Annotated in this window: 23 protein-coding genes; 14 read left to right on the top strand and 9 right to left on the bottom strand. The window is 70.8% G+C overall.

What is annotated here, in order from left to right; genetic code table 11:
• Positions 1-33 precede the first annotated feature (33 nt).
• Positions 34-1,230: an SMI1/KNR4 family protein gene (locus FLX08_RS03910; RefSeq protein ID WP_142616788.1), complete on the top strand. Its 1,197-nt coding sequence runs from the start codon at positions 34-36 to the stop codon at positions 1,228-1,230.
• A gap of 198 nt (positions 1,231-1,428) precedes the next feature.
• Here FLX08_RS03910 and FLX08_RS03905 read toward each other — a convergent pair whose 3' ends face one another.
• On the bottom strand, positions 1,429-2,073 hold the full coding sequence (locus FLX08_RS03905; RefSeq protein ID WP_142616787.1) for a DUF3043 domain-containing protein: 645 nt from the start codon (positions 2,071-2,073) through the stop codon (positions 1,429-1,431).
• Between the two features lie 147 nt (positions 2,074-2,220).
• Here FLX08_RS03905 and FLX08_RS03900 point away from each other — a divergent pair, with 147 nt between their 5' ends.
• Genes FLX08_RS03900 through FLX08_RS03880 form a run of 5 tightly spaced genes read left to right on the top strand, consistent with a single transcriptional unit; the run spans position 2,221 to position 5,558 of the window.
• Positions 2,221-3,021, top strand: a complete 801-nt coding sequence (locus FLX08_RS03900; RefSeq protein WP_142616786.1) for a PspA/IM30 family protein — start codon at positions 2,221-2,223, stop codon at positions 3,019-3,021.
• Positions 3,018-3,296 (top strand): PspA-associated protein PspAA, encoded by a 279-nt coding sequence (gene pspAA, locus FLX08_RS03895; RefSeq protein ID WP_142616785.1) that lies wholly within the window; start codon positions 3,018-3,020, stop codon positions 3,294-3,296. Before FLX08_RS03900 ends, pspAA begins: the two co-directional genes overlap by 4 nt.
• Entirely contained in the window at positions 3,296-4,186 is an 891-nt protein-coding gene (gene htpX, locus FLX08_RS03890; protein ID WP_142616784.1) for a zinc metalloprotease HtpX, read from the top strand. Before pspAA ends, htpX begins: the two co-directional genes overlap by 1 nt.
• A gap of 13 nt (positions 4,187-4,199) precedes the next feature.
• The gene (gene pspAB, locus FLX08_RS03885; protein ID WP_142616783.1) at positions 4,200-4,748 is read left to right on the top strand and encodes a PspA-associated protein PspAB; all 549 of its coding nucleotides are present in this window, start codon (positions 4,200-4,202) and stop codon (positions 4,746-4,748) included.
• A gap of 15 nt (positions 4,749-4,763) precedes the next feature.
• Positions 4,764-5,558 (top strand): maleylpyruvate isomerase family mycothiol-dependent enzyme, encoded by a 795-nt coding sequence (locus tag FLX08_RS03880; RefSeq protein WP_142616782.1) that lies wholly within the window; start codon positions 4,764-4,766, stop codon positions 5,556-5,558.
• An 88-nt stretch (positions 5,559-5,646) separates the two neighbouring features.
• Here FLX08_RS03880 and nadA read toward each other — a convergent pair whose 3' ends face one another.
• The gene (nadA, locus tag FLX08_RS03875; RefSeq protein WP_208761242.1) at positions 5,647-6,801 is read right to left on the bottom strand and encodes a quinolinate synthase NadA; all 1,155 of its coding nucleotides are present in this window, start codon (positions 6,799-6,801) and stop codon (positions 5,647-5,649) included.
• A gap of 196 nt (positions 6,802-6,997) precedes the next feature.
• Between nadA and erpA the strand changes: the two genes are divergently transcribed.
• A complete protein-coding gene (erpA, locus tag FLX08_RS03870) occupies positions 6,998-7,351 on the top strand; it encodes an iron-sulfur cluster insertion protein ErpA (RefSeq protein WP_079313357.1) in 354 nt (117 codons plus the stop codon).
• A 180-nt stretch (positions 7,352-7,531) separates the two neighbouring features.
• Positions 7,532-8,518, top strand: a complete 987-nt coding sequence (locus tag FLX08_RS03865) for a carbohydrate kinase family protein (RefSeq protein ID WP_142616780.1) — start codon at positions 7,532-7,534, stop codon at positions 8,516-8,518.
• A 10-nt stretch (positions 8,519-8,528) separates the two neighbouring features.
• Here FLX08_RS03865 and FLX08_RS40385 read toward each other — a convergent pair whose 3' ends face one another.
• Both FLX08_RS40385 and FLX08_RS03855 read right to left on the bottom strand, forming a co-directional pair.
• Positions 8,529-8,843: a sulfurtransferase TusA family protein gene (locus FLX08_RS40385; protein WP_167530262.1), complete on the bottom strand. Its 315-nt coding sequence runs from the start codon at positions 8,841-8,843 to the stop codon at positions 8,529-8,531.
• Positions 8,843-9,976 (bottom strand): cysteine desulfurase family protein, encoded by a 1,134-nt coding sequence (locus FLX08_RS03855; protein ID WP_142616779.1) that lies wholly within the window; start codon positions 9,974-9,976, stop codon positions 8,843-8,845. Before FLX08_RS03855 ends, FLX08_RS40385 begins: the two co-directional genes overlap by 1 nt.
• A 187-nt stretch (positions 9,977-10,163) precedes the next feature.
• Between FLX08_RS03855 and ctaC the strand changes: the two genes are divergently transcribed.
• The 4 genes from ctaC (at position 10,164) to FLX08_RS03835 (ending at position 14,358) form a co-directional block, all read left to right on the top strand.
• A complete protein-coding gene (ctaC, locus tag FLX08_RS03850) occupies positions 10,164-10,994 on the top strand; it encodes an aa3-type cytochrome oxidase subunit II (protein ID WP_142616778.1) in 831 nt (276 codons plus the stop codon).
• Positions 10,991-12,655, top strand: coding sequence for an aa3-type cytochrome oxidase subunit I (gene ctaD / locus FLX08_RS03845; protein ID WP_244312355.1), 1,665 nt, complete (start codon positions 10,991-10,993; stop codon positions 12,653-12,655). The genes ctaC and ctaD overlap by 4 nt, the downstream gene beginning before the upstream one ends.
• Positions 12,652-13,047, top strand: a complete 396-nt coding sequence (locus tag FLX08_RS03840; RefSeq protein ID WP_142616776.1) for a cytochrome c oxidase subunit 4 — start codon at positions 12,652-12,654, stop codon at positions 13,045-13,047. Before ctaD ends, FLX08_RS03840 begins: the two co-directional genes overlap by 4 nt.
• A gap of 195 nt (positions 13,048-13,242) precedes the next feature.
• Positions 13,243-14,358, top strand: coding sequence for a L,D-transpeptidase (locus FLX08_RS03835; protein ID WP_244312353.1), 1,116 nt, complete (start codon positions 13,243-13,245; stop codon positions 14,356-14,358).
• Here FLX08_RS03835 and FLX08_RS03830 read toward each other — a convergent pair.
• Positions 14,315-15,484, bottom strand: a complete 1,170-nt coding sequence (locus FLX08_RS03830) for an acyltransferase family protein (protein WP_142616774.1) — start codon at positions 15,482-15,484, stop codon at positions 14,315-14,317. The genes FLX08_RS03835 and FLX08_RS03830 overlap by 44 nt on opposite strands.
• A complete protein-coding gene (locus tag FLX08_RS03825; RefSeq protein ID WP_244312351.1) occupies positions 15,474-16,562 on the bottom strand; it encodes an alpha/beta hydrolase in 1,089 nt (362 codons plus the stop codon). The genes FLX08_RS03830 and FLX08_RS03825 overlap by 11 nt, the downstream gene beginning before the upstream one ends.
• Before the next feature lie 134 nt (positions 16,563-16,696).
• On the opposite strand from FLX08_RS03825, the gene FLX08_RS03820 reads away from it, so the two are divergent.
• A complete protein-coding gene (locus tag FLX08_RS03820) occupies positions 16,697-17,911 on the top strand; it encodes a sensor histidine kinase (protein WP_142616772.1) in 1,215 nt (404 codons plus the stop codon).
• A complete protein-coding gene (locus FLX08_RS03815; RefSeq protein ID WP_142616771.1) occupies positions 17,908-18,573 on the top strand; it encodes a response regulator in 666 nt (221 codons plus the stop codon). Before FLX08_RS03820 ends, FLX08_RS03815 begins: the two co-directional genes overlap by 4 nt.
• 76 nt (positions 18,574-18,649) lie before the next feature.
• Here the strand turns inward: FLX08_RS03815 and qcrB are convergent, their stop codons facing one another.
• Genes qcrB through qcrC form a run of 3 tightly spaced genes read right to left on the bottom strand, consistent with a single transcriptional unit; the run spans position 18,650 to position 22,163 of the window.
• On the bottom strand, positions 18,650-20,281 hold the full coding sequence (gene qcrB, locus FLX08_RS03810; RefSeq protein WP_142616770.1) for a cytochrome bc1 complex cytochrome b subunit: 1,632 nt from the start codon (positions 20,279-20,281) through the stop codon (positions 18,650-18,652).
• A complete protein-coding gene (gene qcrA / locus FLX08_RS03805) occupies positions 20,278-21,357 on the bottom strand; it encodes a cytochrome bc1 complex Rieske iron-sulfur subunit (protein WP_142616769.1) in 1,080 nt (359 codons plus the stop codon). Before qcrA ends, qcrB begins: the two co-directional genes overlap by 4 nt.
• Positions 21,354-22,163: a cytochrome bc1 complex diheme cytochrome c subunit gene (qcrC, locus tag FLX08_RS03800; RefSeq protein WP_142616768.1), complete on the bottom strand. Its 810-nt coding sequence runs from the start codon at positions 22,161-22,163 to the stop codon at positions 21,354-21,356. The genes qcrA and qcrC overlap by 4 nt, the downstream gene beginning before the upstream one ends.
• Positions 22,164-22,172: the final 9 nt, after the last annotated feature.

Below are 22,172 nucleotides of genomic sequence, written 5' to 3'. Positions count from 1 at the left end.
CTCTTCCGGGTGGTTCACGGTAGGGTGCCCGGCGTGCGCCGGTTGATCGTTTCTCGCCCTGTGCGGCTGGCTCTGGCCGTCGCGCTGGTCGCCGGTGTCGCCATAGGGCTCGTCGCCGTCCGCCGCCGCCGTATCGCCGTACAGGCCGCTCCTCGCTCCGTCCCGCCGGCTTCGCGGCCGGCCGCCTCGCCGCAGGAGGCGGGAGAGCCGGCCGCGCGCGGGCCCGAGCCCGTGCTCGGCCGGCCCACGAGCGAGGACCTCGCGAGGTACGACCGGCCGGAGGCCGGCGCGCCGGTCGCGCGTCTCCTCGAGGGGCTCGCCCGGATCCGGAGTCCGCACGGGCGGAAGGCACGCCGCTGGACGGCCGCGCTCGTCGCGCTCGGCCTGCTCGTGCTCACGTCGCAGGTGCTGGAAAGCGCCGTGTTCGGCACGCGGCGCGGGGCGCCGTCCGGCCTGACGGCGTACGCGGGAGACCCCGCCGGCCCCTGCCTCGCGGACGGTTGCCCGATGGCGGGAAACCTCGTGCCTTCCGGCGGTGAGACGGTGGGGGAGGGGTACGTGGAGGAGCATGCCGAGCCCTGCCTCGCGGACGCGTGCGGCGTGGCCCGCGACGTCGTGCCGTCCACCGCTCCCGTGGGCGCGGAGGCCGTGTCACAGGCGCCGTCCCCCGCTCCCAAGTGCGTGGTCCGGAGGGCATCCGCGACTCCTGTCGTACGGCCGATCTCCCGGCGCGTGACGACGGCGGTGAACCGGCAGTGGCGGCGGATAGAGAGGTGGCTGAAGGCGCACGCGCCCAGGACGTACGCCTCCCTGAACGGCCCGGCCACGCGGCGGCTGGTGGCGTCGGCCGAGGCGCGGATGGGGACGCCTATCCCCGACTCGCTGCGAGCCTCGCTGCTGCGCCACAACGGAGCCCGGGGAACGGCCGGATTCCGGTTCTCGCCCTATTACGAGATCATGGGCGCCCGCGGGCTGGTCTCCTCCTGGCCCGAGGCGTGCCGGATGGGCGGCGGCATCCCCTTCGCCTACGGCTCCGACGCCGGCGACTACCTGGTGACGAACTCCGCGACCGGCGGGGTGGGCTCGGCGGACTGGGAGACGCCCTACTTCGAGGACGAGTGGCCGTCGTACTACGCGCTGCTCAAGGCCACGGCGGACGGCCTCGCGGAGGGCGGCCCGGTGGGCGGGTGGATCCCCGTGGTGCGCGGGGGCGTCCTCGACTGGAAGTGAGCCTGCTGGAAGTGAGCCTGGCGGCCGCATGGAACAGGCCGGACTACCCGCATGGGGCAGGCCGGACGGCCCAGGCGGCCCAGACCGGACAAACAGGTCGGGCGGGCCGGACAGACCCGGGTGGCCCAGGCCGGGCGACCTGGGCACTCCGGGTAGGACAGCCCGAATCCGATGGCGCGGATCAGGCGGCCGTGCGGGTCACTTCTTCGCGCCGGCCGTGTCGGCCGTGTTCTTGAGGGCGACCGGCAGACCGCCGGGCAGGACGGTCGGCTTCGGGAAGCGCAGGCGGCGCATCTGGGACGAGCGCATCGCGGCGTAGAAGCCCACGCCCTTGAGGTCCTCGCCCGGGAACTTCGCCGCCGCCTCCTTCTTCACCCTCCCGGCCACGTAGAAGGAGCTCGCCAGCACGAGCACCATCACGACCGGCAGGGACAGCGTGTAAAGCAGCATGACGGCCGAACGGACCGGGATCGGGAACGGCACCATCGACAGCAGCATGATGACGAACACGACGGGCAGGAAGTACTGCCCCGGCAGCCGCCGCGAGTCGACCCAGTCGCGCGCGAACTTGCGCACCGGGCCGCGGTCGCGTGCCGGAAGCGCGCGCTCGTCGCCGCGCAGCATGGCGTCGCGCTGCTTGGCGCGCAGCGCCTTGTCGCGCTCGCGTGCCAGGCGGTAGGCCTCCTTGCGGTTGGCCGGAGCGGTCACCGGGGAGCGGCGGCGGCCCTGCGCCTCGCTCCGCTTCGGGGTAGGACGGCCCTTACCCGGGGTGCCGTGGGGCTTAGGATCCTCTACAGGGACGGGGGAGTCCTCCGCAGAGGTCTGAGTGCGACGTCGGAACACGTCGCCCAGCCTACCGGGAGTGCAACTTAGTGACGCCCTCGCGCGTTATGCGTAGGGTGAACCCAGGCGGCAACGCCGCCTGACAAGGGGTTTGAGACGGCTGGGGTCACCCACGCACAACCTTGGAGAAGGGGACGGCCGACGCGCATGAGCGTGATGAAGAGACTTTCCATGATCTTCAAGTCCAAGGCCAACAAGGCCCTGGACAAGATGGAGGATCCGCGGGAGACGCTGGACTATTCCTATCAGCGCCAGCTTGAGCTGCTGCAGAAGGTCCGCCGGGGCGTGGCCGACGTGGCCACCAGCCGCAAGCGGGTGGAGCTGCAGATCAACCAGCTCGAAGGGCAGGCCGCGAAGCTGGAGAACCAGAGCAGGCAGGCCCTGTCGGCCGGGCGCGAGGATCTGGCCCGTGAGGCGCTGACCCGCCGCAACGGTCTCAACGCCCAGATCGCCGACCTGCGCCTCCAGTACAACAACCTGCAGGGCGAGGAGGAGAAGCTCACCCTCGCCAGCCAGCGGCTCCAGGCCAAGGTCGACTCCTTCCGTACGAAGAAGGAGACCCTCAAGGCCACCTATACGGCGGCCGAGGCCCAGACGCGGATCAACGAGGCGTTCTCCGGCATCTCCGAGGAGATGGGCGACGTCGGTCTGGCCATCCAGCGGGCCGAGGACAAGACCGCGCAGATGCAGGCGCGTGCGGGCGCGATCGACGAGCTGCTCGCCAGCGGCGCACTCGACGACTTCACCGGGCAGCGCGACGACATCCAGGCGGAGCTCGACCGCATGGGCGCCGGCTCGGACATCGAGCTGGAGCTCGCCAGGATGAAGGCCGAGCTCGGCCAGGGCCCGGCGCCCAGGAGCGCGATCGAGCAGGGCCAGCAGGGTCAGGCCGCCCCATCCAGCCAGCAGCAGACGCAGCAGCTGCGCCAGCCGGGGGAGGGACTGTGATCGTCAGAATCATGGGCGAGGGACAGGTCGAGATCGGCGCCGCCGACATCGACGTCCTCAACGAGCTCGACAGCGAGCTGGAAGCCGCGATCGAGTCGGGCGACGAGACCGAGTTCCGCACCAAGCTGCACGCGCTCCTCGACAAGGTGCGGCACGTCGGCAAGGCCCTGCCGGACGACTCGCTGGAGCCGTCCGAGCTGATCCTGCCGCCGGCCGACGCCTCGATCGAGGAAGTGCGGGAGATGCTCGGGGACACCGGGCTCATCCCTGGCTGATGTCCTCCACGCGCTTCGCCCCAGATCGCGGCCTCACCGTCCGGATGACCGTGACGATGTTCCTGCTCGGCCTGCTCTACGTCGCGTTCGTGGCCGTCCTGATCGCGATGGGCGTACGTGCGGTCACCGTGCTCGTGATCGCCGGGGGTCTCCTGCTGGTGCAGTACTTCCTGTCCGACAAGATCGCGCTGTTCGCGATGCACGGGCGGGAGGTCTCCCCGCAGGAGGCTCCCGAGCTGCACGGGATCATCGACCGGCTGAGCGCGATGGCGGGGATGCCGAAGCCGCGCGTGGCGATCGCCGACTCCGACCTCCCCAACGCGTTCGCCACCGGACGCAACCAGAAGAACTCGGTGGTCTGCGTGACCACCGGGATCCTGCGCAGGCTCGACGCGCGGGAGCTCGAAGGCGTGCTGGCCCACGAGATGTCCCATGTGGCCCACCGCGACGTGGCCGTGATGACGATCGCCTCGTTCCTGGGGATCGTGGCCGGTCTGATGACGCGCTTCGCGCTCTACACCGGTCTGGGCGGCCGGAGGAACGACAACGGACCCCCGATCGGCCTGATCATCTTCGCGGTCTCCGGCCTGGTCTACGCGGTCAGCTTCCTGCTGACGCGGGCGCTGTCGCGCTACCGCGAGCTGGCCGCCGACCGCGCGGGCGCGCTGCTGACGCAGCAGCCGAGCGCCCTGGCCAGCGCCCTGGTCAAGATCAGCGGCGAGATCGGCAGGATCCCGACCAGGGACCTGCGCGAGGCGCAGCCGTTCAACGCCTTCTTCTTCGTGCCCGCCGTGTCGGGTCAGAGCATCGCCTCGCTGCTGTCGACCCACCCCCCGCTGGAGCGCCGGCTGGAGCAGCTCGCCAGGATCTCCGCCGAGCTGGGCCGCTGATGGGGGGACGCTGATGGGCTGGTTCGACTCGCTGCTCGGCCGCTCCAAGCCCGCCAGGCCCGACCTGGACGCGTTGTTCGCCCTGCCGTCGGCCGCCGTCATGCTGCAGGCCGCCACCGGCTTCGCCCCGGCGGGCACCGGCTCGGTGTGCTTCCGAGCCGCCGAAGGCGGCGCCTTCGCCCGGCTCGAACAGGACATCGAGGCCCTGATGGGCAGGGTCGAGATCTCCCGGGACTCCTACGGCTACACGTGGCTGCAGGTGCGCAACCCCGACGTGGCCGGGCTCGTGACCGACCTGCACGCCGCCAACTCGTCCCTGGAGTCGGCCGGGTTCGGGCCGTCGCTGCTGTGCTCGCTCGTCACCTTCGCCGACCCCTCGCACCGGAAGCTGGCGATCGTGTATCTCTACAAGCGCGGCACGTTCTACCCTTTCGCCCCCACGGGCGAACCGCGCCGCGACAACGCGCTGGAACTGCAGGTGCGCGGCGTCCTGGACCGAGAGCTCCCGATCGAACCCGAACTCGCGAGCTGGTTTCCCGTCTGGGGCGCCCCCGGCCTCTGACCCTTCGGGAGCCCCATGACCGAGTGGACCCACCTGCGGCACACCGAGGCCGCGGCCGTGGAGATCGGCCGGATGGCCGAGGCCGTACGGGGACGGGACGGGACCACACCTGTGCCGACCTGCCCGGGATGGGACCTCAGGGAGCTGGTCGAGCACACGGGGGCCATCCACCGGTGGGCCGCCGCGATGGTGCGCGACGCCGCCGTCCGCCGGTATGACCGCGCCGCGATGGACCACGGCTTCCCGGAGGACTTCGCGGGCCACGCCGACTGGCTGGAGGCAGGCGCCGCACCGCTCGCCGAGGCGCTGAAGGGCCGCGACCCGGAGACCGAGGTGTGGAACTGGACGCCGAACCGCACCGCCCGGTTCTGGTCGCGCCGCCAGCTCCACGAGACCGTCGTCCACCGCGCCGACGCCGAGATCGCCCTCGGGATCGCCCCAGAGGTGGACGAGGACGTCGCGGCCGACGGGGTGGCGGAGTTCTTCGACATGCTCCCGCACGCCCGGTGGCGGCCCCTGATCGCCGAGCTGAAGGGCGACGGGGAGACGATCTCCTGGCGGACGGAGACGGGAAGGGCCTGGCTCGTGCGGCTCACGCCCGAGGGGTTCGCGTACGAGCGGTCCGGCGCCCCGGATGCCGTGGCCGCGGACGTCATAGCGGACGTTATAGCGGACGTCACCGCGGACGTCACCGTGCGCGCGGAGACGACCGGCGACCTGATGCTGACCTTGTGGGGACGGCGCGAGCCCGGCGCGGTCGAGGGCGACACGGCCCTGCTGGACTGGTGGCGCGAGCGCGCCAAGATCTGAAGCCAAGACCTGGAAAACCCCGGAAAGACCTGGAAAACGCAGGGCGCCCCCGGGAGATCCGGGGGCGCCCTGCGTCACGGGGCCGCCGTTACGGCAGGGCCAGCATGCGGTCGAGGGCGACCTTGGCCCAGTGGGTGGTGTCCGCGTCGACGGTGATCTGGTTGACGACCTCGCCGTCGGCCAGCGACTCCAGCGCCCAGACCAGGTGCGGCAGGTCGATGCGGTTCATGGTGGAGCAGTAGCACACGGTCCGGTCGAGGAACGTGATGGTCTTGTCGGGGAACCGGTTCGCCAGCCGGCGCACCAGGTTCAGCTCGGTGCCGACGGCCCAGGAGGACCCGGCCGGGGCCTCCTCCAGCTTGCGGATGATGTATTCGGTCGAGCCGACATAGTCCGCCTTGGTCACGACCTCGTGGCGGCACTCGGGGTGCACGAGCACGTTCACCCCGGGGATGCGCTCCCGCACCTCGTCCACGCAGGCGGCGGAGAAACGCCCGTGGACCGAGCAGTGGCCCTTCCACAGGATCATCTTCGCGTTCTCCAGCTGCTCCCGGGTGAGGCCGCCGTTCGGGCGGTGCGGGTTGTAGACCACGCAGTCGTCCAGCGACAGCCCCAGCTCCAGCACGGCCGTGTTGCGGCCCAGGTGCTGGTCGGGCAGGAACAGCACCTTCTCGCCCTGCTCGAAGGCCCAGTCGAGCGCCCGCTTGGCGTTCGAGGAGGTGCACACGGCGCCGCCGTGCCGTCCGCAGAACGCCTTGATGTCGGCGCTGGAGTTCATGTACGTGATCGGCACCACCTGGTCGGCGATGCCGGCGTCCTCCAGGGCGTCCCAGCAGTCCTCGACCTGGGTGAAGGTCGCCATGTCGGCCATCGAGCAGCCGGCGGCCAGGTCGGGGAGCACCACCTTCTGCGTGTCCCTGGTCAGGATGTCGGCCGACTCGGCCATGAAGTGGACACCGCAGAACACGATGTACTCCGCCTCGGGCCGGGCGGCGGCCTCGCGGGCGAGCTTGAACGAGTCGCCGGTCACGTCGGCGAACTGGATGACCTCGTCACGCTGGTAGTGGTGACCGAGCACGAACAGCCGGTCGCCGAGCCGTTCCTTGGCGACGCGGGCGCGCTCCACGAGGGTCGGATCGGACGCGGGAGGCAGCTCGCCCGGGCAGTCGACGCCGCGTTCGCTGTGCGGGTCGGTGCCCCGGCCGAGGATGAAGAGCGGAAGGCCGGTCTCGGTGATCGTCACGACCACACCCCCTCGGGGACTTATCGTCTAACTGACGACTAATCATTACACATCACGTCGCCTGCTTCGTCGCGCGGTCGCCTGTGAGGGATCTGGAATGTGTAGGGCTGCACAGGTGTTGGTAGCGTCTAGGTAGGACGTCAGAACCAATCGAACCGCCCCGAAGGGCGGTTGGCGCAGACGCGGGAGTCAGCACATGACGGTTGAGAGCAGCGAGACCACGCAGCAGGGCCTGATCCTGACTGACGCGGCCGCGGCCAAGGTCAAGAGCCTGCTCGAGCAGCAGGGCGAGGAAGGGCTGCAGCTCCGGGTGGCCGTCCAGCCGGGTGGCTGTTCCGGCCTGCGTTACCAGCTCTTCTTCGACGACCGGTCGATGGACGGCGACGTGGTCTCCACCTTCGGCGGCGTGAACGTCGTCACCGACCGGATGAGCGCGCCGTACCTCATCGGGGCCACGGTCGACTTCGTCGACACGATTGAGAAGCAGGGCTTCACCATCGACAACCCCAACGCGACGGGGTCGTGCGCCTGCGGCGACTCGTTCAACTGACGGCGAGCGCGTGCCCGGCGGGCGCCGGGTCGTGCCGCGCCAGAGGGTGGGTCGAGCGCCCCGTACGGATCGCTTCCGTGCGGGGCGTCGTCATGTCGGAGACGGTACGCTCAGTAGGTTCGGCGGGATCAACGTCCCCGCCCCTGTCTCCCTGATGCTGACAACGAGGAGAATGACCCCGTGCGCATCGCCGTCACCGGCTCCATCGCCACCGACCATCTGATGACGTTCCCCGGCCGCTTCGGCGACCAGCTCATCGCCGAGCAGCTCGACCGGGTGTCGTTGTCGTTCCTCGTCGACGAACTGCAGATCCGCCGTGGCGGATGCGCGGCCAACATCGCGTTCGGCATGGGCTGCCTGGGGCTCACCCCGGTCCTCGTCGGCGCCGTGGGCACCGACTTCGCCGACTACCGCTCCTGGCTGGAGCGCCACGGCGTCGACTGCGCATCGGTGCACGTCTCCGAGCTGCACCACACGGCGCGCTTCCTGTGCACCACGGACGAGGAGCACAACCAGATCGCCTCGTTCTACACCGGCGCGATGGCGGAGGCGCGGGAGATCGAGCTGGGCCCGATCGCCGACCGTCTGGGCGGGCTCGACCTCGTCCTGATCAGCCCCAACGACCCGGCGGCGATGCTGCGGCACACCGACGAGGCGCGGCAGCGGGGCATCCCGTTCGCCGCCGACCCGTCGCAGCAGCTCGCCCGCATGCCGGGCGAGGAGATCCGCCAGCTCGTGGAGGGCGCGGCGTATCTGTTCAGCAACGACTACGAGCTCGGGCTGATCGAGCAGAAGACCGGCTGGTCGGGCGAGGAGATTCTCGACCGGGTCGGCGTCCGGGTGACCACTCTCGGGCCCAAGGGCGCCAGGATCGACCGGAAGGGCGAGCCGTCGCTGCACATCTCGCCGGCCCCCGAGCTGGGCAAGGCCGACCCGACCGGCGTCGGCGACGCCTTCCGCGCCGGGTTCCTCGCGGGCCTCGCCTGGGGGCTGTCGCTGGAGCGCTGCGGCCAGATCGGCAACCTCACCGCCACCCACGTGCTGGAGCAGGTCGGCTGCCAGGAGTACGAGCTGAGCCAGCGCGTCTTCCTGGAGCGCTTCGCCGCGGCGTACGGCGCCGACGCGGCCGGCGAGGTGGGCCGGCACGCCCGCTGCCATTACGCCTGACGGCGGGCGCTCAGTAGTTGCGGCGCACGTGGATGGACCAGCCGCCCTGCGGCAGCTCGTAGCTCCCCACGTGCTCGTGTGACTTCAACCGGCACCAGGCCGGGACGTCGGTGAACGCGGCGGGGTCGTCGGCCAGCACGGCGACCACGCCGCCCATCGCCACCTGGTTGATCCGCTCGGCCAGCATGATGATCGGAATCGGGCACTTGCGGCCGAGCGCGTCGATCGTCAGCGCGGGCGGCTCCGCCGGCTGGACCGGCGGGGCGGGCTCGGCCGCAGCCGCCTCAGGAGACCGCCGGGCGCCGCCCGTCCGTCTGCGCCACATCAGTGCACCCCCAAGCTCGACCGGATCCGCCGCACGATGTCCGGAAGCACCGCGAGGAAACGATCGACGTCGTCCTCGGACGCGCCACGGGGCAGCGATACCCGCACATTCCCATGCGTAAGCACGCCCATTGCCTCCAGAACATGCGATGGACGAAGCGTACTCGCCGTGCAGGAGCTCCCGGACGAGACGGCGAAACCGGCCTTGTCGAGCTCGGTCAGCAGCGCCTCGCCCTCGACGTACAGGCAGGAGAAGGTGACGATGTGCGGCAGCCGCAGGACCGCGTCGCCGACGACCTCCACATCGGGCACCCGGCGGGGCACCTCGGTGCGGATCTTGTCGACCAGGGCGGACAGCCGGCGTCCCTCGGCCTCCGCCTCCTCGGCCCGGGCGCGCAGCGCCGCGGCGGCGGCCACGATCGCGGGCACGTTCTCGAACCCCGGCACGCGCCGCCGTTCGCGCTCGTCCTCGGGCAGGGGAGAGCGCCACCGCACGCCCTTGCGCAGCGCCAGCACGCCCACCCCGGCCGGGCCGCCCCACTTGTGCGCGCTCGCGGTCAGGACCGACCAGCCCTCGGGGACCGGCAGGCGGCCCACCGACTGCGCGGCGTCGACCAGCAGCGGCACGCCCGCCTCCCGGCAGGCCCGCGCCGCCTCCTCGACCGGCTGGAGGGTCCCCACCTCGTGGTTGGCCGTCTGCAGGCACGCCAGGGCCGTGCCGGGGCGCGCGACGGCCTCGGCGAAGGCGTCCGCGTCCACCCGGCCCGTACGGCTCACGCCCACGATCTCCAGCTCCCCGCCGTCGCGCTCGTGGAGGGCGCCCGCGTGCAGGACGCTGGAGTGCTCGACGGCGCCCGCCACCAGGCGGGTCCCGGTCCGGCGGCGGCCGGCCAGCGTGCCGAGCACGCCGAGGTGCACCGCCTGCGTCCCCGAGGCGGTGAACGACACTTCGTCGGGCCGGGCGCCGATCAGTTCGGCTACCTCTGCCCGCGCGCGCTCCAGTAACATCTGGGCCCGGCGCGCCGTGCCGTACAGGCGGGCGGGATCGGCCCAACCGGCGTCGATCGCCGCCAGCAAGGCGTCACGGGCCGCGGGATGGAGAGGTTCGGTCGAAGCCGCGTCCAGGTAGGCCACAGTTAGGACATTAACGGGGGCTGCTCAGAGGGGCGGCGCCGGTCCGCGCTAATGTGTCCCCCAGCGTGAACTCAACCAAGTAAAGGGCAGACCGGCCGCAAGGTTGGCGCAGGTCTCACCCAATGGTCAATTGGAAAAACCGCCCAGGAGAGGAACTCTTGGGCTTCATCTGTGGGGTAGGCGATCCGTGAGTCCGACCCGCCGTACGACACGGCGACCGTGGGCACGCCGCCGGTTGCCCGGAGCCGCCGCCCTGGCGCTGCTGGTGGCGTCCGGGACGGCGTGTAGCAACCAGGCGATCGATCAGTGGTCCCGTGGGGGCATGCCGGAAGGTGTCACCAAGCAGGCCGGCATCGTCCAGACGCTCTGGAACGGGAGCTGGATCGCGGCTCTCGCCACCGGTGTGGTCGTCTGGGGACTGATCCTGTGGGCGTGCATCTTCCATCGGAAGAAGAAGAACAGCCCCGATCAGCTGCCTCCGCAGGTGCGCTACAACCTGCCGATCGAGATCCTCTACACGGTGGTCCCGGTCATCATGGTCGCGGTCTTCTTCTACTTCACGGCCCGTGACGAGACCGAGATCACGCGGATCACCAAGGACGCCCCGGTCAAGGTGGCCGTCGAGGGCTACCAGTGGAGCTGGCGGTTCACGACCGAATACCAGGGCCAGAAGGCCGTGGTCGCGGGCGTGCCGGTCGACCTCAGCAAGCAGAGCGCGGAGAACCCGCAGGGTCCGCAGCTCGTGCTGCCGGTCAACACCCAGGTCCAGTTCGACCTGCACTCGCCCGACGTCATCCACTCGTTCTGGGTGCCGGCGTTCCTGTTCAAGCAGGACGTCTTCCCGGGCAACGTGCACAACAAGTTCCAGATCACGACGCTCGACAAGACGGGCGTCTTCGTCGGCCGATGCGCCGAGCTCTGCGGCACCGACCACAGCAAGATGCTGTTCTCCGTGAAGCTCGTCCCGCAGGCCGAGTTCGACCAGTACATCAAGAGCCAGGCGGGGAGTGCGCAGTGACCGCCATCCAGCAACCGGTCGGCCTCGCCGCGCGGCCGTACCGCAAGGGCACGGTCATCGCCAAATGGCTGTCCTCGACCGACCACAAGGTGATCGGGCACCTCTACCTGATCACGTCGTTCGTGTTCTTCCTCATCGGCGGCCTCATGGCGTTGGTGATGCGGGCCGAGCTCGCGCAGCCCGGGCTGCAGATGGTGTCCAACGAGCAGTTCAACCAGCTGTTCACGATGCACGGCACGATCATGCTGCTCATGTTCGCGACGCCGCTGTTCGCCGGCTTCGCCAACGAGCTGATGCCGCTGCAGATCGGCGCGCCCGACGTGGCGTTCCCCCGCCTGAACATGGTGAGCTACTGGCTCTACCTGTTCGGCAGCGTGATCGCCGTCTCCGGCTTCTTCACCCCGAACGGGTCCGCGTCGTTCGGCTGGACGGCGTACGCGCCGCTGTCGAACGCGGTGACCTCGCCGGGCCTCGGCAGCGACCTGTGGGTCCTGGGCCTGGCGATGTCCGGTCTGGGCACGATCCTCGGCGCGGTGAACTTCATCACCACGATCCTGACCATGCGGGCCCCCGGCATGACGATGTTCCGGATGCCGATCTTCACCTGGAACATCCTGCTGACCAGCATCCTGGTGCTGCTGGCCTTCCCGGTCCTGGCGGCCGCGCTGCTCGCCCTTGAGGCCGACCGCAAGCTGGGCGCGCACATCTTCGACTCGCCCACGGGCGGGGCGATGCTGTGGCAGCACCTGTTCTGGTTCTTCGGTCACCCCGAGGTCTACATCATCGCGCTGCCGTTCTTCGGCATCATCACCGAGATCCTTCCGGTCTTCAGCCGCAAGCCGATCTTCGGTTACATCGGCCTGGTTGGCGCGACCATCGCCATCGCGGGCCTGTCGGTCACCGTGTGGGCCCACCACATGTTCGTGACCGGGCAGGTGCTGCTGCCGTTCTTCTCGTTCATGACGTTCCTCATCGCCGTGCCGACCGGTGTGAAGTTCTTCAACTGGATCGGCACCATGTGGCGGGGACACCTGTCGTTCGAGTCGCCGATGCTGTTCGCGGTCGGCTTCCTGGTGACCTTCCTGTTCGGCGGTCTGACCGGCGTCATCCTGGCGTCGCCGCCGCTGGACTTCCACATCAGCGACACCTACTTCGTCGTGGCCCACTTCCACTACGTGGTCTTCGGCACCGTGGTGTTCGCGATGTTCGCCGGGTTCTACTTCTGGTGGCCCAAGTTCACCGGCAAGATGCTGAACGACAAGATCGGCAAGCTCCACTTCTGGCTGCTGTTCTTCGGCTTCCACCTGACCTTCCTGGTGCAGCACTGGCTGGGCGTCATCGGCTTCCCCCGGCGCTACGCCGACTACTCGGCGAGCGACGGCTTCACCGACCTGAACATGGTCTCCTCGGCCGGCGCGCTCCTGCTCGGCCTGTCCACCCTGCCGTTCTTCTACAACGTGTGGGTGACGTGGCGGAAGGCGCCGAAGGTCACGGTGGACGACCCCTGGGGCTTCGGCGGTTCGCTCGAGTGGGCGACCTCCTGCCCGCCGCCGCGGCACAACTTCACGTCGCTGCCTCGGATCCGGTCCGAGCGCCCGGCGTTCGACCTCAAGTACCCGCACATCACCGCCAAGCCTGAGCTGGTGGAGGAGTCCCGATGAAGATCCAGGGATGGATGTTCCTGCTCTGCGGCCTCTTCTTCGCCGCCGCGGACGTGGTCTACTGGTTCTGGTCCAAGGAGCCGACCGGCACCACCGCCATGGCGATCTCCGTCGGCCTGGCCTTCATGATCGGCTACTACCTGCTGTTCACGGCGCGCCGCATCGGCGACCAGCCGGAGGACAACAAGGAGGCCGAGATCAGCGACGGCGCGGGCGAGATCGGCTTCTACAGCCCGCACAGCTGGTGGCCGCTGTTCGTGTGCCTGTCGGCCGCGCTCACGTTCTTCGGCTTCGCGGTCGGCTGGTGGCTGTTCTTCATCGGCGTGTTCTGCACCGTCATGAGCATGATCGGGTTCGTGTTCCAGTACTACCGGGGCAACTTCTCGCACTGAGCGCGTGAAACGCCTCTGACGGCCGGTCGGCGATCTCGCCGGCCGGCCGTCCGCGTTCTTTGCCGCCATGCGGTCCCCGGACTGCCCGAACGGTACGTCATCAGGGAATAACCCCCGGAAAGCGACGCTAGGGGGACGGACGTGCGTGCTGGGGCGGGGGCGCTGGCCCTTCTCGTGATGGTTGCCGGATGTTCCATGTCGAGCGGGCGGGACGAGGACCAAGGTCCACGGACGGCGATCAGCATCAGCCCGCTCGACGGCGCGGCCGGCCTGCCGCCCGAGCTGCCGATCCTGATCGGCACGGCGGGCGGCACGCTCACCCATGTGGCCGTACAGGCCGGGGGAAAGCCCGTCGCGGGCGTCTTCAGCCCCGACCGCACCCAGTGGCGCAGCGAGCGCTCCATGGCCCCGGGGACGGCCTACAGCGTCGAGGCGAAGGCGGCGGGCCCCGGCGGCTCGACGACCAGGACCGTCCGCTTCACCACGAAGCAGGCCGCCAAGACCTTCGGCATCTCCACCCTGCTGCCCGACAAGCAGGACACAGGCCTGACGGTCGGCGTCGGCATGCCGATCATCATCACCTTCGACAAGCCGGTCACCGACCGGGTGTCCGTCGAGCGCAACCTGATCGTGCGGGCGTCCAAGCCCATCGAGGGCGCCTGGCACTGGCTCGACGACAAGAACGTGGTCTTCCGTCCGGAGAAGTACTGGCCGACGTACACGAAGGTCCGCGTCACCGCGCGCCTGGCCGGCGTCAGGGGCGGCGAGGGCATGTACGGCAAGCAGGACTACGTCAGGGACTTCGAGATCGGCCGCTCGCAGATCAGCGTCGCCAACACCCAGACGCACCACATGAAGATCGAGCGGGACGGCAAGCAGATCAAGAACATGCCGATCAGCGCGGGCATGGGCGACGTGCTTCGCCACCACACCACCAGCGGCATCCACGTGGCGATGTCCAGGGAGGACGTCACGGTCATGACGTCGCCGGACGCGGGCCCCGGACAGGCCGGCTACTACCAGACGACGGTGTACAACAGCGTCCGCATCTCCAACACCGGCGAGTACGTCCACGGCGCTCCGTGGTCCGTCGGCGACCAGGGCAACTCCAACGTCAGCCACGGCTGCGTGAACGTCAGCCCGGAGAACGCCAAGTGGTTCAAGAACAACACTCTGATCGGCGACCCGGTCATCGTGACGGGGACGCCGCGCAGGCTGGAGGCGACCAACGGCTGGAGCTACTGGCAGGACTCCTGGCCGCAGTGGCTCAAGCGGAGCCGCCTGCGTGCCGCTCCCGCCGAGAGCCTCTGACCGCACGGCCGTACGGGCGGCGCCTCTCGTGGCGGCGGAAGGCCGCCACGCACACGGCCAGGGCCGCCGCGAACGCCGGCAGCCACGCCAGCCGTGCGACCACCCAGCCGGGATCGGCGGGGACGGTGTGCAGCCCGGTCAGCGGGCCGCCCGCGAGCCGCAGGGCCGTCACGGTCACCACGATCATCGCGGTCTGGTGCCACAGAAAGATCGTCATCGCGGAGAGGTTGGCCACCGCCACCAGCGCCCAGGCGGCGGGGCGGCGCAGAAGCCCCCGCAGCGGCCCGGCCAGCAGCAGGGCCGCCCCGCACTGGGCGAGCCCGAACGCGGCGGCCGCGAGCGTGGGCGGGGACTGGTTGGAGACCGGCGCGCCCGGCACGCCGACCATGGACGCCGGATAGGCGGCCCATACGACGAGAACGGCCGTGGCGGCGGCCCCGCCGAGCAGCAGCGCCCACCCTGTCAGGCGGCCGTCCAGCCGCCCGCGCGCCCACAGGGCGCCCAGACAGTACGGCACCAGCCAGCCGGTCCCCACGTTGATCCAGCCCACTTCCTGCGTCCAGGAGGGCCCGTCCAGGCCGAACCTGACGAGGTCGGCCAGCGCGACGGCGGCGAGCGGCCACACCGGGTGCAGCCGGGCGGCGAGCGGGGTCGCCGCCGTCAGCGCGGCGAAGACCAGCAGGAACCACATCGGCGACCACACCAGCTTGACCAGCGCGTAGACGGTCCCCGGATCTGCCCCCCACGCGAGCATCGCCACCGCCGCCGCGCTCCACACCCCCACCAGGGGCACCACCGGGCGGAACAGGCGGGCCATCCGGGCGGCGGCCCACCGCCCGTGGCCCTCGCCCCGGGCCCGCACACGGACATGGCTCTCGACGGCCACCCGCCCGCCCACGAAGAAGAACACGGCCATGGTCTGGAACAGCCAGGAGACGGGCGCGAGCTGCGGCATGTACTTCAACGGGCTGGTGACGCGCAGCACGCCGCTGTCGGCGACGGGGGCGGTCACCAGCCAGTGTCCGGCCACCACACCGGCGATGGCGAGGGCGCGCAGCGCGTCGACGGCCCGGTCGCGCCCGGCGGGTGTCGCCTCCTCGACGCGCTGGACGAGGTCACGAAGCATGGCTCACTCCGGTGGGAGCATGCCCCGACAGGACCCGGGCGATGTTCGCCAGCGCGGGCGATCCGTCAACCAGATAGTCGCTGTGACCGCCGTCGCCCGCGGCGAAGATCCGGGCGCCGAACCGGGGGGCCAGGGGATCCTCGCCGAGCCCGATCGTGCCGAAGGGCAGGCGCACCGCCGCGTGCGGCAGATCGGCGACCCAGTCTCCGGTGCCGCGTGCGGCCCACACCGCCGCCGGGGTGCGCATCGCCGCCACGTCGTCCACGCCCGCGCCGGGGCTGCCGCACAGGATGATGTCCGCGACCTCCAGCCCGGGCGCGGCCCGGCCGCACAGCACGCTTCCGTACGAGTGACACAGCAGGCCGATGCGGGCGGCGGGCCTGAGCCGGGCCAGCTCGCGGACGAAGGCGCGCAGCGCGGGAACGGCCTCGTCGGCACGGCCGGGAGTCAGCGCCTGGAGACTGACGACGCTCGGGGGCCGGTAGCCGAGCCAGGCGACGACGGCACCCCGGTCGCCGAGCGCCCGCTGCAGCCGCATCGAGCCGCCCCGCAGGAGCCCGTACGTGTCGAGGCCGGTGCCGGAACCGGGGACGATCACCGCGATCCGGTCGGCCGTCGCCAGGTCGCCGAACACCTCGGCGGTCCGGCCGCCGTCGCGGCCGTCGAAGGACAGGAAGCGCCGGGCGGGGTCGGCCATCGCCCGCAGCATCGCGGCCCGCCATCGGTGACCGGCGGCCGTGGCGGTCCGCATCGCCGTCTCGATCGCGCCGCGGGTGGCGGTGTATCGCTCGGCCAGGCTCGCGGCGGTCACGGCCCGCAGTGGGGCCAGGCGGGGCGGGGCGGGCGCGGAGACCGCCTCGGGGCGCGCCGCGCCGGTCACCGGGACGGCGATCGCGGCGGCGGCGATCGCGGCGAGCAGCCCCCGGCGCAGCCGCCCCCAGGCCGGGCCGGGGCGGAAGAGCGCGCGCGGGCCACGGTGGAGGCGTGCGAGCGGGCGGCGGCGTTCGCCCGTGCCGCCGTGGGCGAGAGGCGCCGGCGGCCGGTCGTCGGCGTCCGCAGACTGGATGGTGTCGATCACCCGGTTCACGGTGCCGTGAGGTGAGGCCGCACCACATCGGACGGTCAGTGACATTCGCCGCGGCACTGGTCAGACCGTGGATGTAAACCCCTGGTCGGATGCCGGTGAATCGGACACTCGGTTACGCTCTGGGCATGCCGGTCGCACCCCCGAGCCCCCTGTTGAAGCGGCTGCCTCCCGGAGCATGGGTGGTCCTCGCCTGGTTCGGGGGCATGGCGTTCACGTTCCTGATGCGACTGCAGCTGCCCGGAGAGTGGTATCCCGCCGCGCGCCCCGCGGCCCAGTTCTTCCGCTGGGACGGCCTGGTCAACATGGCGATGGCCACCGCACTCGCGCTGGCCTGCGGCGCCCTGCTGCGCCGCCGCCCGGTGCCGGCCCTGGTGCTGGTGCTCGCCGCGTCCGCTCTCGGGACGCTGCCCCTGGGCGAGGCGGAGATTCCGCTGGCGCAGTTCCTCGCGGCCGAGGTCGCGGTGTTCTTCATCGCCGCCGAGCGGCCGCGCGGAACCGGCCTCGCCGCAGTCGTCATGGCCATCGCCACGCTGGGCGGCTATCTGGCGGTGCGGCTGCTGTGCGGGTGGCCGATCGGGGTGTCGTCCGAGACCGCCGTGGCCCTCACGACCGTCATCGCCTGGCTGCTCGGCGACTCGGTGCGTGAGTCGCGCGAGCACGCCGAGGAGCTGCGCGCCCGCGCGGCGGCCCAGGCGGTCAGCGACGAGCGGCTCAGGATCGCCCGTGACCTGCACGACATGGTCGCCCACAGCATCGGCGTCATCGCCCTGCAGGCAGGCGCCGCGCGGCGGGTCATCGACACCCGGCCGGAGCGGGCACGGGACGCGCTCGGCGAGATCGAGACGGCCGGCCGCCAGACGCTGTCGGGGCTGCGCCGGATGCTCGGCGGACTGCGCGGCTCCGAGCAGGGGCGTCCGGCGTCACCGGGAGCGCTGGAGACCGCATCCTTGGAAAGGGGGTCCGGCCTCGCCGACGTCGACCGGCTGGCCGCCGCGACCACGCAGGCGGGCGTACGGGTCGACGTGCGCCGGCTGGGAGAGCCTCGTCCACTGCCGCCGGAGATCGACGTGTCGGCCTACCGCATCGTCCAGGAGGCCGTCACCAACGTGGTGCGTCACGCGGGCACGGCGTCGTGCCGGGTGTCGATCGACTACCGGGACGACGAGGTGCGCATCGAGGTGCTCGACGACGGGCGCGGCGGCGACACCGGGGGAGGGTACGGCCTGATCGGGATGCGCGAGCGGGTCGGCGTCCTGCACGGGACCTTCGCCGCCGGGCCGCGTCCCGAGGGAGGCTTCCGGGTCGAGGCTCGGCTGCCCGTTCCGGCGGGAGTGCGATGACCGTCCGCGTGCTGCTCGCCGACGACCAGCCGCTGATCCGCGCCGCCCTGCAGATGGTCATCGCCGACGCGCCCGGCCTCGGCATGGCCGGGGAGGCGGGCACCGGCGCCGAGGCGGTGCGGATGGCGGAGGAGCTCGGTCCCGACGTCGTCGTGATGGACATCCGCATGCCCGGCATGGACGGGATCGAGGCCACCCGGCTGATCACCGAGGGCTGCGGCGCCCAGGTGCTCGTCCTGACGACCTTCGACGACGACGAGTACGTCTACGGCGCGCTGCGCGCCGGGGCGTCCGGGTTCCTCGTCAAGGACATGGCGCTGGACGACATCCTCGCCGCGATCCGGGTGGTCGCCGCCGGGGAGGCCCTGATCGCGCCGCGCGTGACCCGCCGGCTGATCGAGGAGTTCGCGGGCCGTCCCGCGCCCGGCCCCAGGCCCGGCACAAGGACCCGGCCGGGCCTGGGGCTCACCGAGCGGGAGGCCGAGGTGCTGACCCTCGTCGGGCGCGGCCTGTCCAACGCGGAGATCGCCGCCGAGCTGTTCATCAGCGCCGCCACCGTGAAGACGTACGTGACGCGGCTGCTCGCCAAGCTCGGCGCCCGCGACCGCGTGCGGCTCGTCATCATCGCCTACGAGGCCGGCCTCGTCACCCCGGCCCCCTGAGCCGCAAAACGCAACGGCCCGGCGGGGGAGTGGTTCCCCCTGCCGGGCCGCTTCGTGCCGGTAGGTCAGGCGCCCGTCAGTGGAGCTCCTTGCGGTCGCCGGCGCCGACGCCCGCGTGCTCCCCCTCGTGGCCCTCCTCGTGGTGGCCGTCGGTCAGCGGCACGTGGTCGGTGCCGTACGCCTCGCTCATCTTGGCCCGGAGCCGGCCGAGGGCGCTGCGGGCGCCCTTGGGCGGGATGCCCTCGCCGTCCTCGGCGCTCTCGAGCACCGGGATCTCCTTCTTGCCGCGGATGTGCTCGGCGATGTCCTCCGCCGGCGGGGTGTGGACCTCGATGTACTGGCCGTTCGGCATCCGCTTGATGACGCCGGACTCCACGCCGTGGGACAGCACCTCGGCGTCCTTGCGCTGAAGGCCGATGCACATCCGGTAGGTGATCCAGTAGGCGATGGCCGGGCCGACGAAGATCGCGATCCGTCCGAACCAGGTCGTCGTGTACAGGCTGATGTGGAAGTTCGCCGAGATCTCGTCGTTGGCGCCCAGCAGCCACAGGATGCCGTAGAAGGTGATGCCCGAGATGCCGATGGCCGTACGGTGCGGGTTGTTGCGCGGCCGGTCGGCGACGTGGTGCTCGCGGCGGTCGCCCGTGACCCACTGCTCCAGGAACGGATAGAGCGCCAGGCCCGTCATGACGATGCCCAGTGGCACCAGCGCCGGGATCAGCACGCTGAACGTCACCGTGTGGCCGAGGAAGTTGATCTCCCAGGCCGGCATGAGACGCAGCGCGCCCTCCAGGAAGCCCATGTACCAGTCGGGCTGGGAACCGGCCGAGATGTCCGCCGGCGTGTACGGCCCGAACAGCCAGATCGGGTTGATCTGGGCGAACGTGCCGAGCAGCGCGATGACGCCGAACGTGAACAGGAAGAACGCGCCCGCCTTGATCATGAAGGCCGGATAGAACGGGGCGCCCACCACGTTCTTCTCGGTCCTGCCCTTGCCCGGCATCTGCGTGTGCTTCTGCACCCACATCAGGATCATGTGGGCCGAGACGAGCGCGAGCAGGATGCCCGGGATCAGCAGGATGTGGATCGAGTAGAACCGCGAGATGACGTCGTGGCCCGGATACTCGCCGCCGAACAGGAAGAACTGGAGGTAGGTGCCCACGATCGGGATCGCCAGCATGACGCCCTCGGTGATCCGCAGACCGGCGCCGGAGAGCAGGTCGTCGGGGAGGGAGTAGCCGGTGAGGCCCTCAAGGAGCGCCAGCGAGAGCAGGAGGATGCCGATGATCCAGTTGAGCTCGCGAGGCTTGCGGTACGCGCCGGTGAAGAAGACCCGGAGCATGTGCACCGTCATGCCGGCCACGAACAGCAGCGCCGCCCAGTGGTGGATCTGCCGCATGAGCAGACCGCCGCGGACGTCGAAGCTGATGTTCAGCGCCGAGGCGTAGGCCTCCGACATCTTCACGCCGTACAGCGGGGCGTAGCTGCCCGTGTACGTGGTCTCGGCCATACCCGGCTTGAACCAGAACGTCAGGAACGTACCGGTCAGCAGCAGGATGACGAACGAGTAGAGCGCGATCTCCCCCAGGAGGAACGACCAGTGGTCGGGGAAGATCTTCCTCAGGTTGCGCTTGAGGAAGTTCCCCGCGCCGATGCGGTCGTCGACGAACGTCGAGACGCCTGTAATGGCCTTCGGGGGAGCGTTCATGATGCTTTCTCCCTAACTTCGGCTTCGGCGTCGCCGCGCTCCCAGAAGCTGGGACCGACGGGGACGTCGAAGTCGGACTTCGCGACGAGGTAGCCCTCCTCGTCGATTCCGATGGGGAGCTGCGGCAGTGGCCGCGCGGCGGGGCCGAAGACGACCTTCGCCCCGTCCGCCGCGTCGAAGGTCGACTGGTGGCACGGGCACAGGATGTGGTGCGTCGTCTGCTCGTAGAGCGCCGCCGGACAGCCCACGTGGGTGCAGATCTTGGAGTAGGCGACGATGCCGTCGTGCGTCCAGTTCAGGTTCGTGCCGGACTTGAGCTCCTCCGGACGGAACTTGAGCAGGATCAGCGTCGCCTTGGCCAGGGCGTTCAGGTCCTCCTCGTAGCCCTCGGGGACCACGGAGAGGATGCCGCCGGGCGAGTTGAAGTCGGCCGCGCGGATCGGCTGGCCGGAGCCCTCGACCACGAGGCGGCGCGGCTTGCCGTCCTTGGTGGGCTCGCCCCAGACGGTGTGCCTGAGCGAGGTCCCGGGCAGCGGGCCGAGGTCCTTCAGCAGCACCAGCGGGGCCAGGCCCAGCGGAGCGGCGGCCAGCAGCAGCGTGCGGCGCAGCAGCCGGTGCTTGACGAACCCGCTCTCCTCGGCGCCCTGGAGGAAGGTCTCCCGGACGTACTCACGCGTCTCGTCGTCGGAACGCATCTCGTGGCGTTCCTGGACGAGGTTGTACTTCGGCATGATCCGCCGCACCCAGACCGTGAGCCCCGCGGCCAGCGAGAGCAGGGCCAGGGTCAGGGTGCCGCCGAGCGCGAGGTTCGACGTGGCCGTCCTGTCGATCGTGCCGACCTGGAAGATCACGTACGAGGCGATGAAGCCGGCCCCGGCCAGGAAGGTGACCAGGAACAGCAGAGCGACGATGCGCTCGGCCTTGCGGGCCTGGACCGGGTCCTGCGGGATCACACCGGGAACGCCCTCGGGCGCGTGGACCGGGTCGGAGTCGACGATCGGCGCGTCCGCGGGCGGTGTGCCGAGGACGCGCGTGGGCACCCGGCCGCTCTCGGGGAACTCGTTCTGCTCTGTCATGCCGCACGTCGCTTCTTCGCTGTGATCCAGATGGAGGCCAGGATCAGGAGGCTGAGACCCACGACCCACGCTACAAGGCCCTCGGTGACGGGGCCGATACGGCCCAGACCCGAACCGCCCGGGTCGACCTGCGACCGCACGTGGGTGATGTACGCGATCATGTCACGCTTCTGCTCCGGCGTGATCGTCGAGTCGTTGAACACCGGCATCGCCTGCGGGCCGGTGGCCATCGCCTCGTAGATCTGCGTCGGCGTCGCCGGGTTCAGCGGCGGCGCGTACTTGCCGTAGGTCAGCGCCCCGCCGGCGCCCACGAAGTTGTGGCACTGGATGCAGTTGGCGCGGAAGAGCTCGCCGCCCTTGGCCGGGTCGCCCTTGGCCGGGTCGACCTGCTCGGCGCTGGGCACCGTCGGGCCGCCGCCCAGCGACTGGACGTACGCCGCGAGCTGGTCGACGGCCTGGTCGGTCGCCCACTCGGGGCGCGGCTTGCGCGGAGCCTGGGGACCCGCGTCGGCGGCCGGCATGCGGCCGCTGCTCACCTGGAAGTTCACGGCGGCGGCTCCGACGCCGATGAGCGTCGGAGCCTTGTTGGTGCCCTCGGCGTTCATGCCGTGGCAGCTCGCGCAGTGCGCCACGAACAGGCTCTTGCCCTGCGCCACGTCGTCGGCCTTGCCGGACGCGATCGCGGCGTCCGCGGTGCTGCCGTTCGGCGCCGCGAGCGCGTAGCCGCCGCCGAGCAGGCCCAGCGCGAGCGCCACGACGGCGACTCGCGCGAGGGGATGGCGCCGTCGGGCGGTGATGGAGTTCACCGAAATCCC

It is taken from the genome of Microbispora hainanensis (assembly GCF_006874475.1).
Classification (GTDB): domain Bacteria; phylum Actinomycetota; class Actinomycetes; order Streptosporangiales; family Streptosporangiaceae; genus Microbispora; species Microbispora hainanensis.
Note: the sequence above shows the minus strand (reverse complement) of the source record. Positions and strands in the feature narration are given on the sequence as shown.

Bases quoted from the DNA above. Each gene is read 5' to 3' on its own strand.
- FLX08_RS03830 (WP_142616774.1), bottom strand. From the start codon at position 15,484: ATGCTTCGTGACCTCGTCCAGCGCGTCGAGGAGGCGACACCCGCCGGG.
- FLX08_RS40385 (WP_167530262.1), bottom strand. From the start codon at position 8,843: ATGTGGCGCAGACGGACGGGCGGCGCCCGGCGGTCTCCTGAGGCGGCT.
- pspAB (WP_142616783.1), top strand. From the start codon at position 4,200: ATGGGCTGGTTCGACTCGCTGCTCGGCCGCTCCAAGCCCGCCAGGCCC.
- FLX08_RS03820 (WP_142616772.1), top strand. From the start codon at position 16,697: ATGCCGGTCGCACCCCCGAGCCCCCTGTTGAAGCGGCTGCCTCCCGGA.
- erpA (WP_079313357.1), top strand. From the start codon at position 6,998: ATGACGGTTGAGAGCAGCGAGACCACGCAGCAGGGCCTGATCCTGACT.
- FLX08_RS03815 (WP_142616771.1), top strand. From the start codon at position 17,908: ATGACCGTCCGCGTGCTGCTCGCCGACGACCAGCCGCTGATCCGCGCC.
- FLX08_RS03880 (WP_142616782.1), top strand. From the start codon at position 4,764: ATGACCGAGTGGACCCACCTGCGGCACACCGAGGCCGCGGCCGTGGAG.
- htpX (WP_142616784.1), top strand. From the start codon at position 3,296: ATGTCCTCCACGCGCTTCGCCCCAGATCGCGGCCTCACCGTCCGGATG.
- FLX08_RS03900 (WP_142616786.1), top strand. From the start codon at position 2,221: ATGAGCGTGATGAAGAGACTTTCCATGATCTTCAAGTCCAAGGCCAAC.
- qcrB (WP_142616770.1), bottom strand. From the start codon at position 20,281: ATGAACGCTCCCCCGAAGGCCATTACAGGCGTCTCGACGTTCGTCGAC.
- FLX08_RS03835 (WP_244312353.1), top strand. From the start codon at position 13,243: ATGTCGAGCGGGCGGGACGAGGACCAAGGTCCACGGACGGCGATCAGC.
- FLX08_RS03840 (WP_142616776.1), top strand. From the start codon at position 12,652: ATGAAGATCCAGGGATGGATGTTCCTGCTCTGCGGCCTCTTCTTCGCC.
- qcrA (WP_142616769.1), bottom strand. From the start codon at position 21,357: ATGACAGAGCAGAACGAGTTCCCCGAGAGCGGCCGGGTGCCCACGCGC.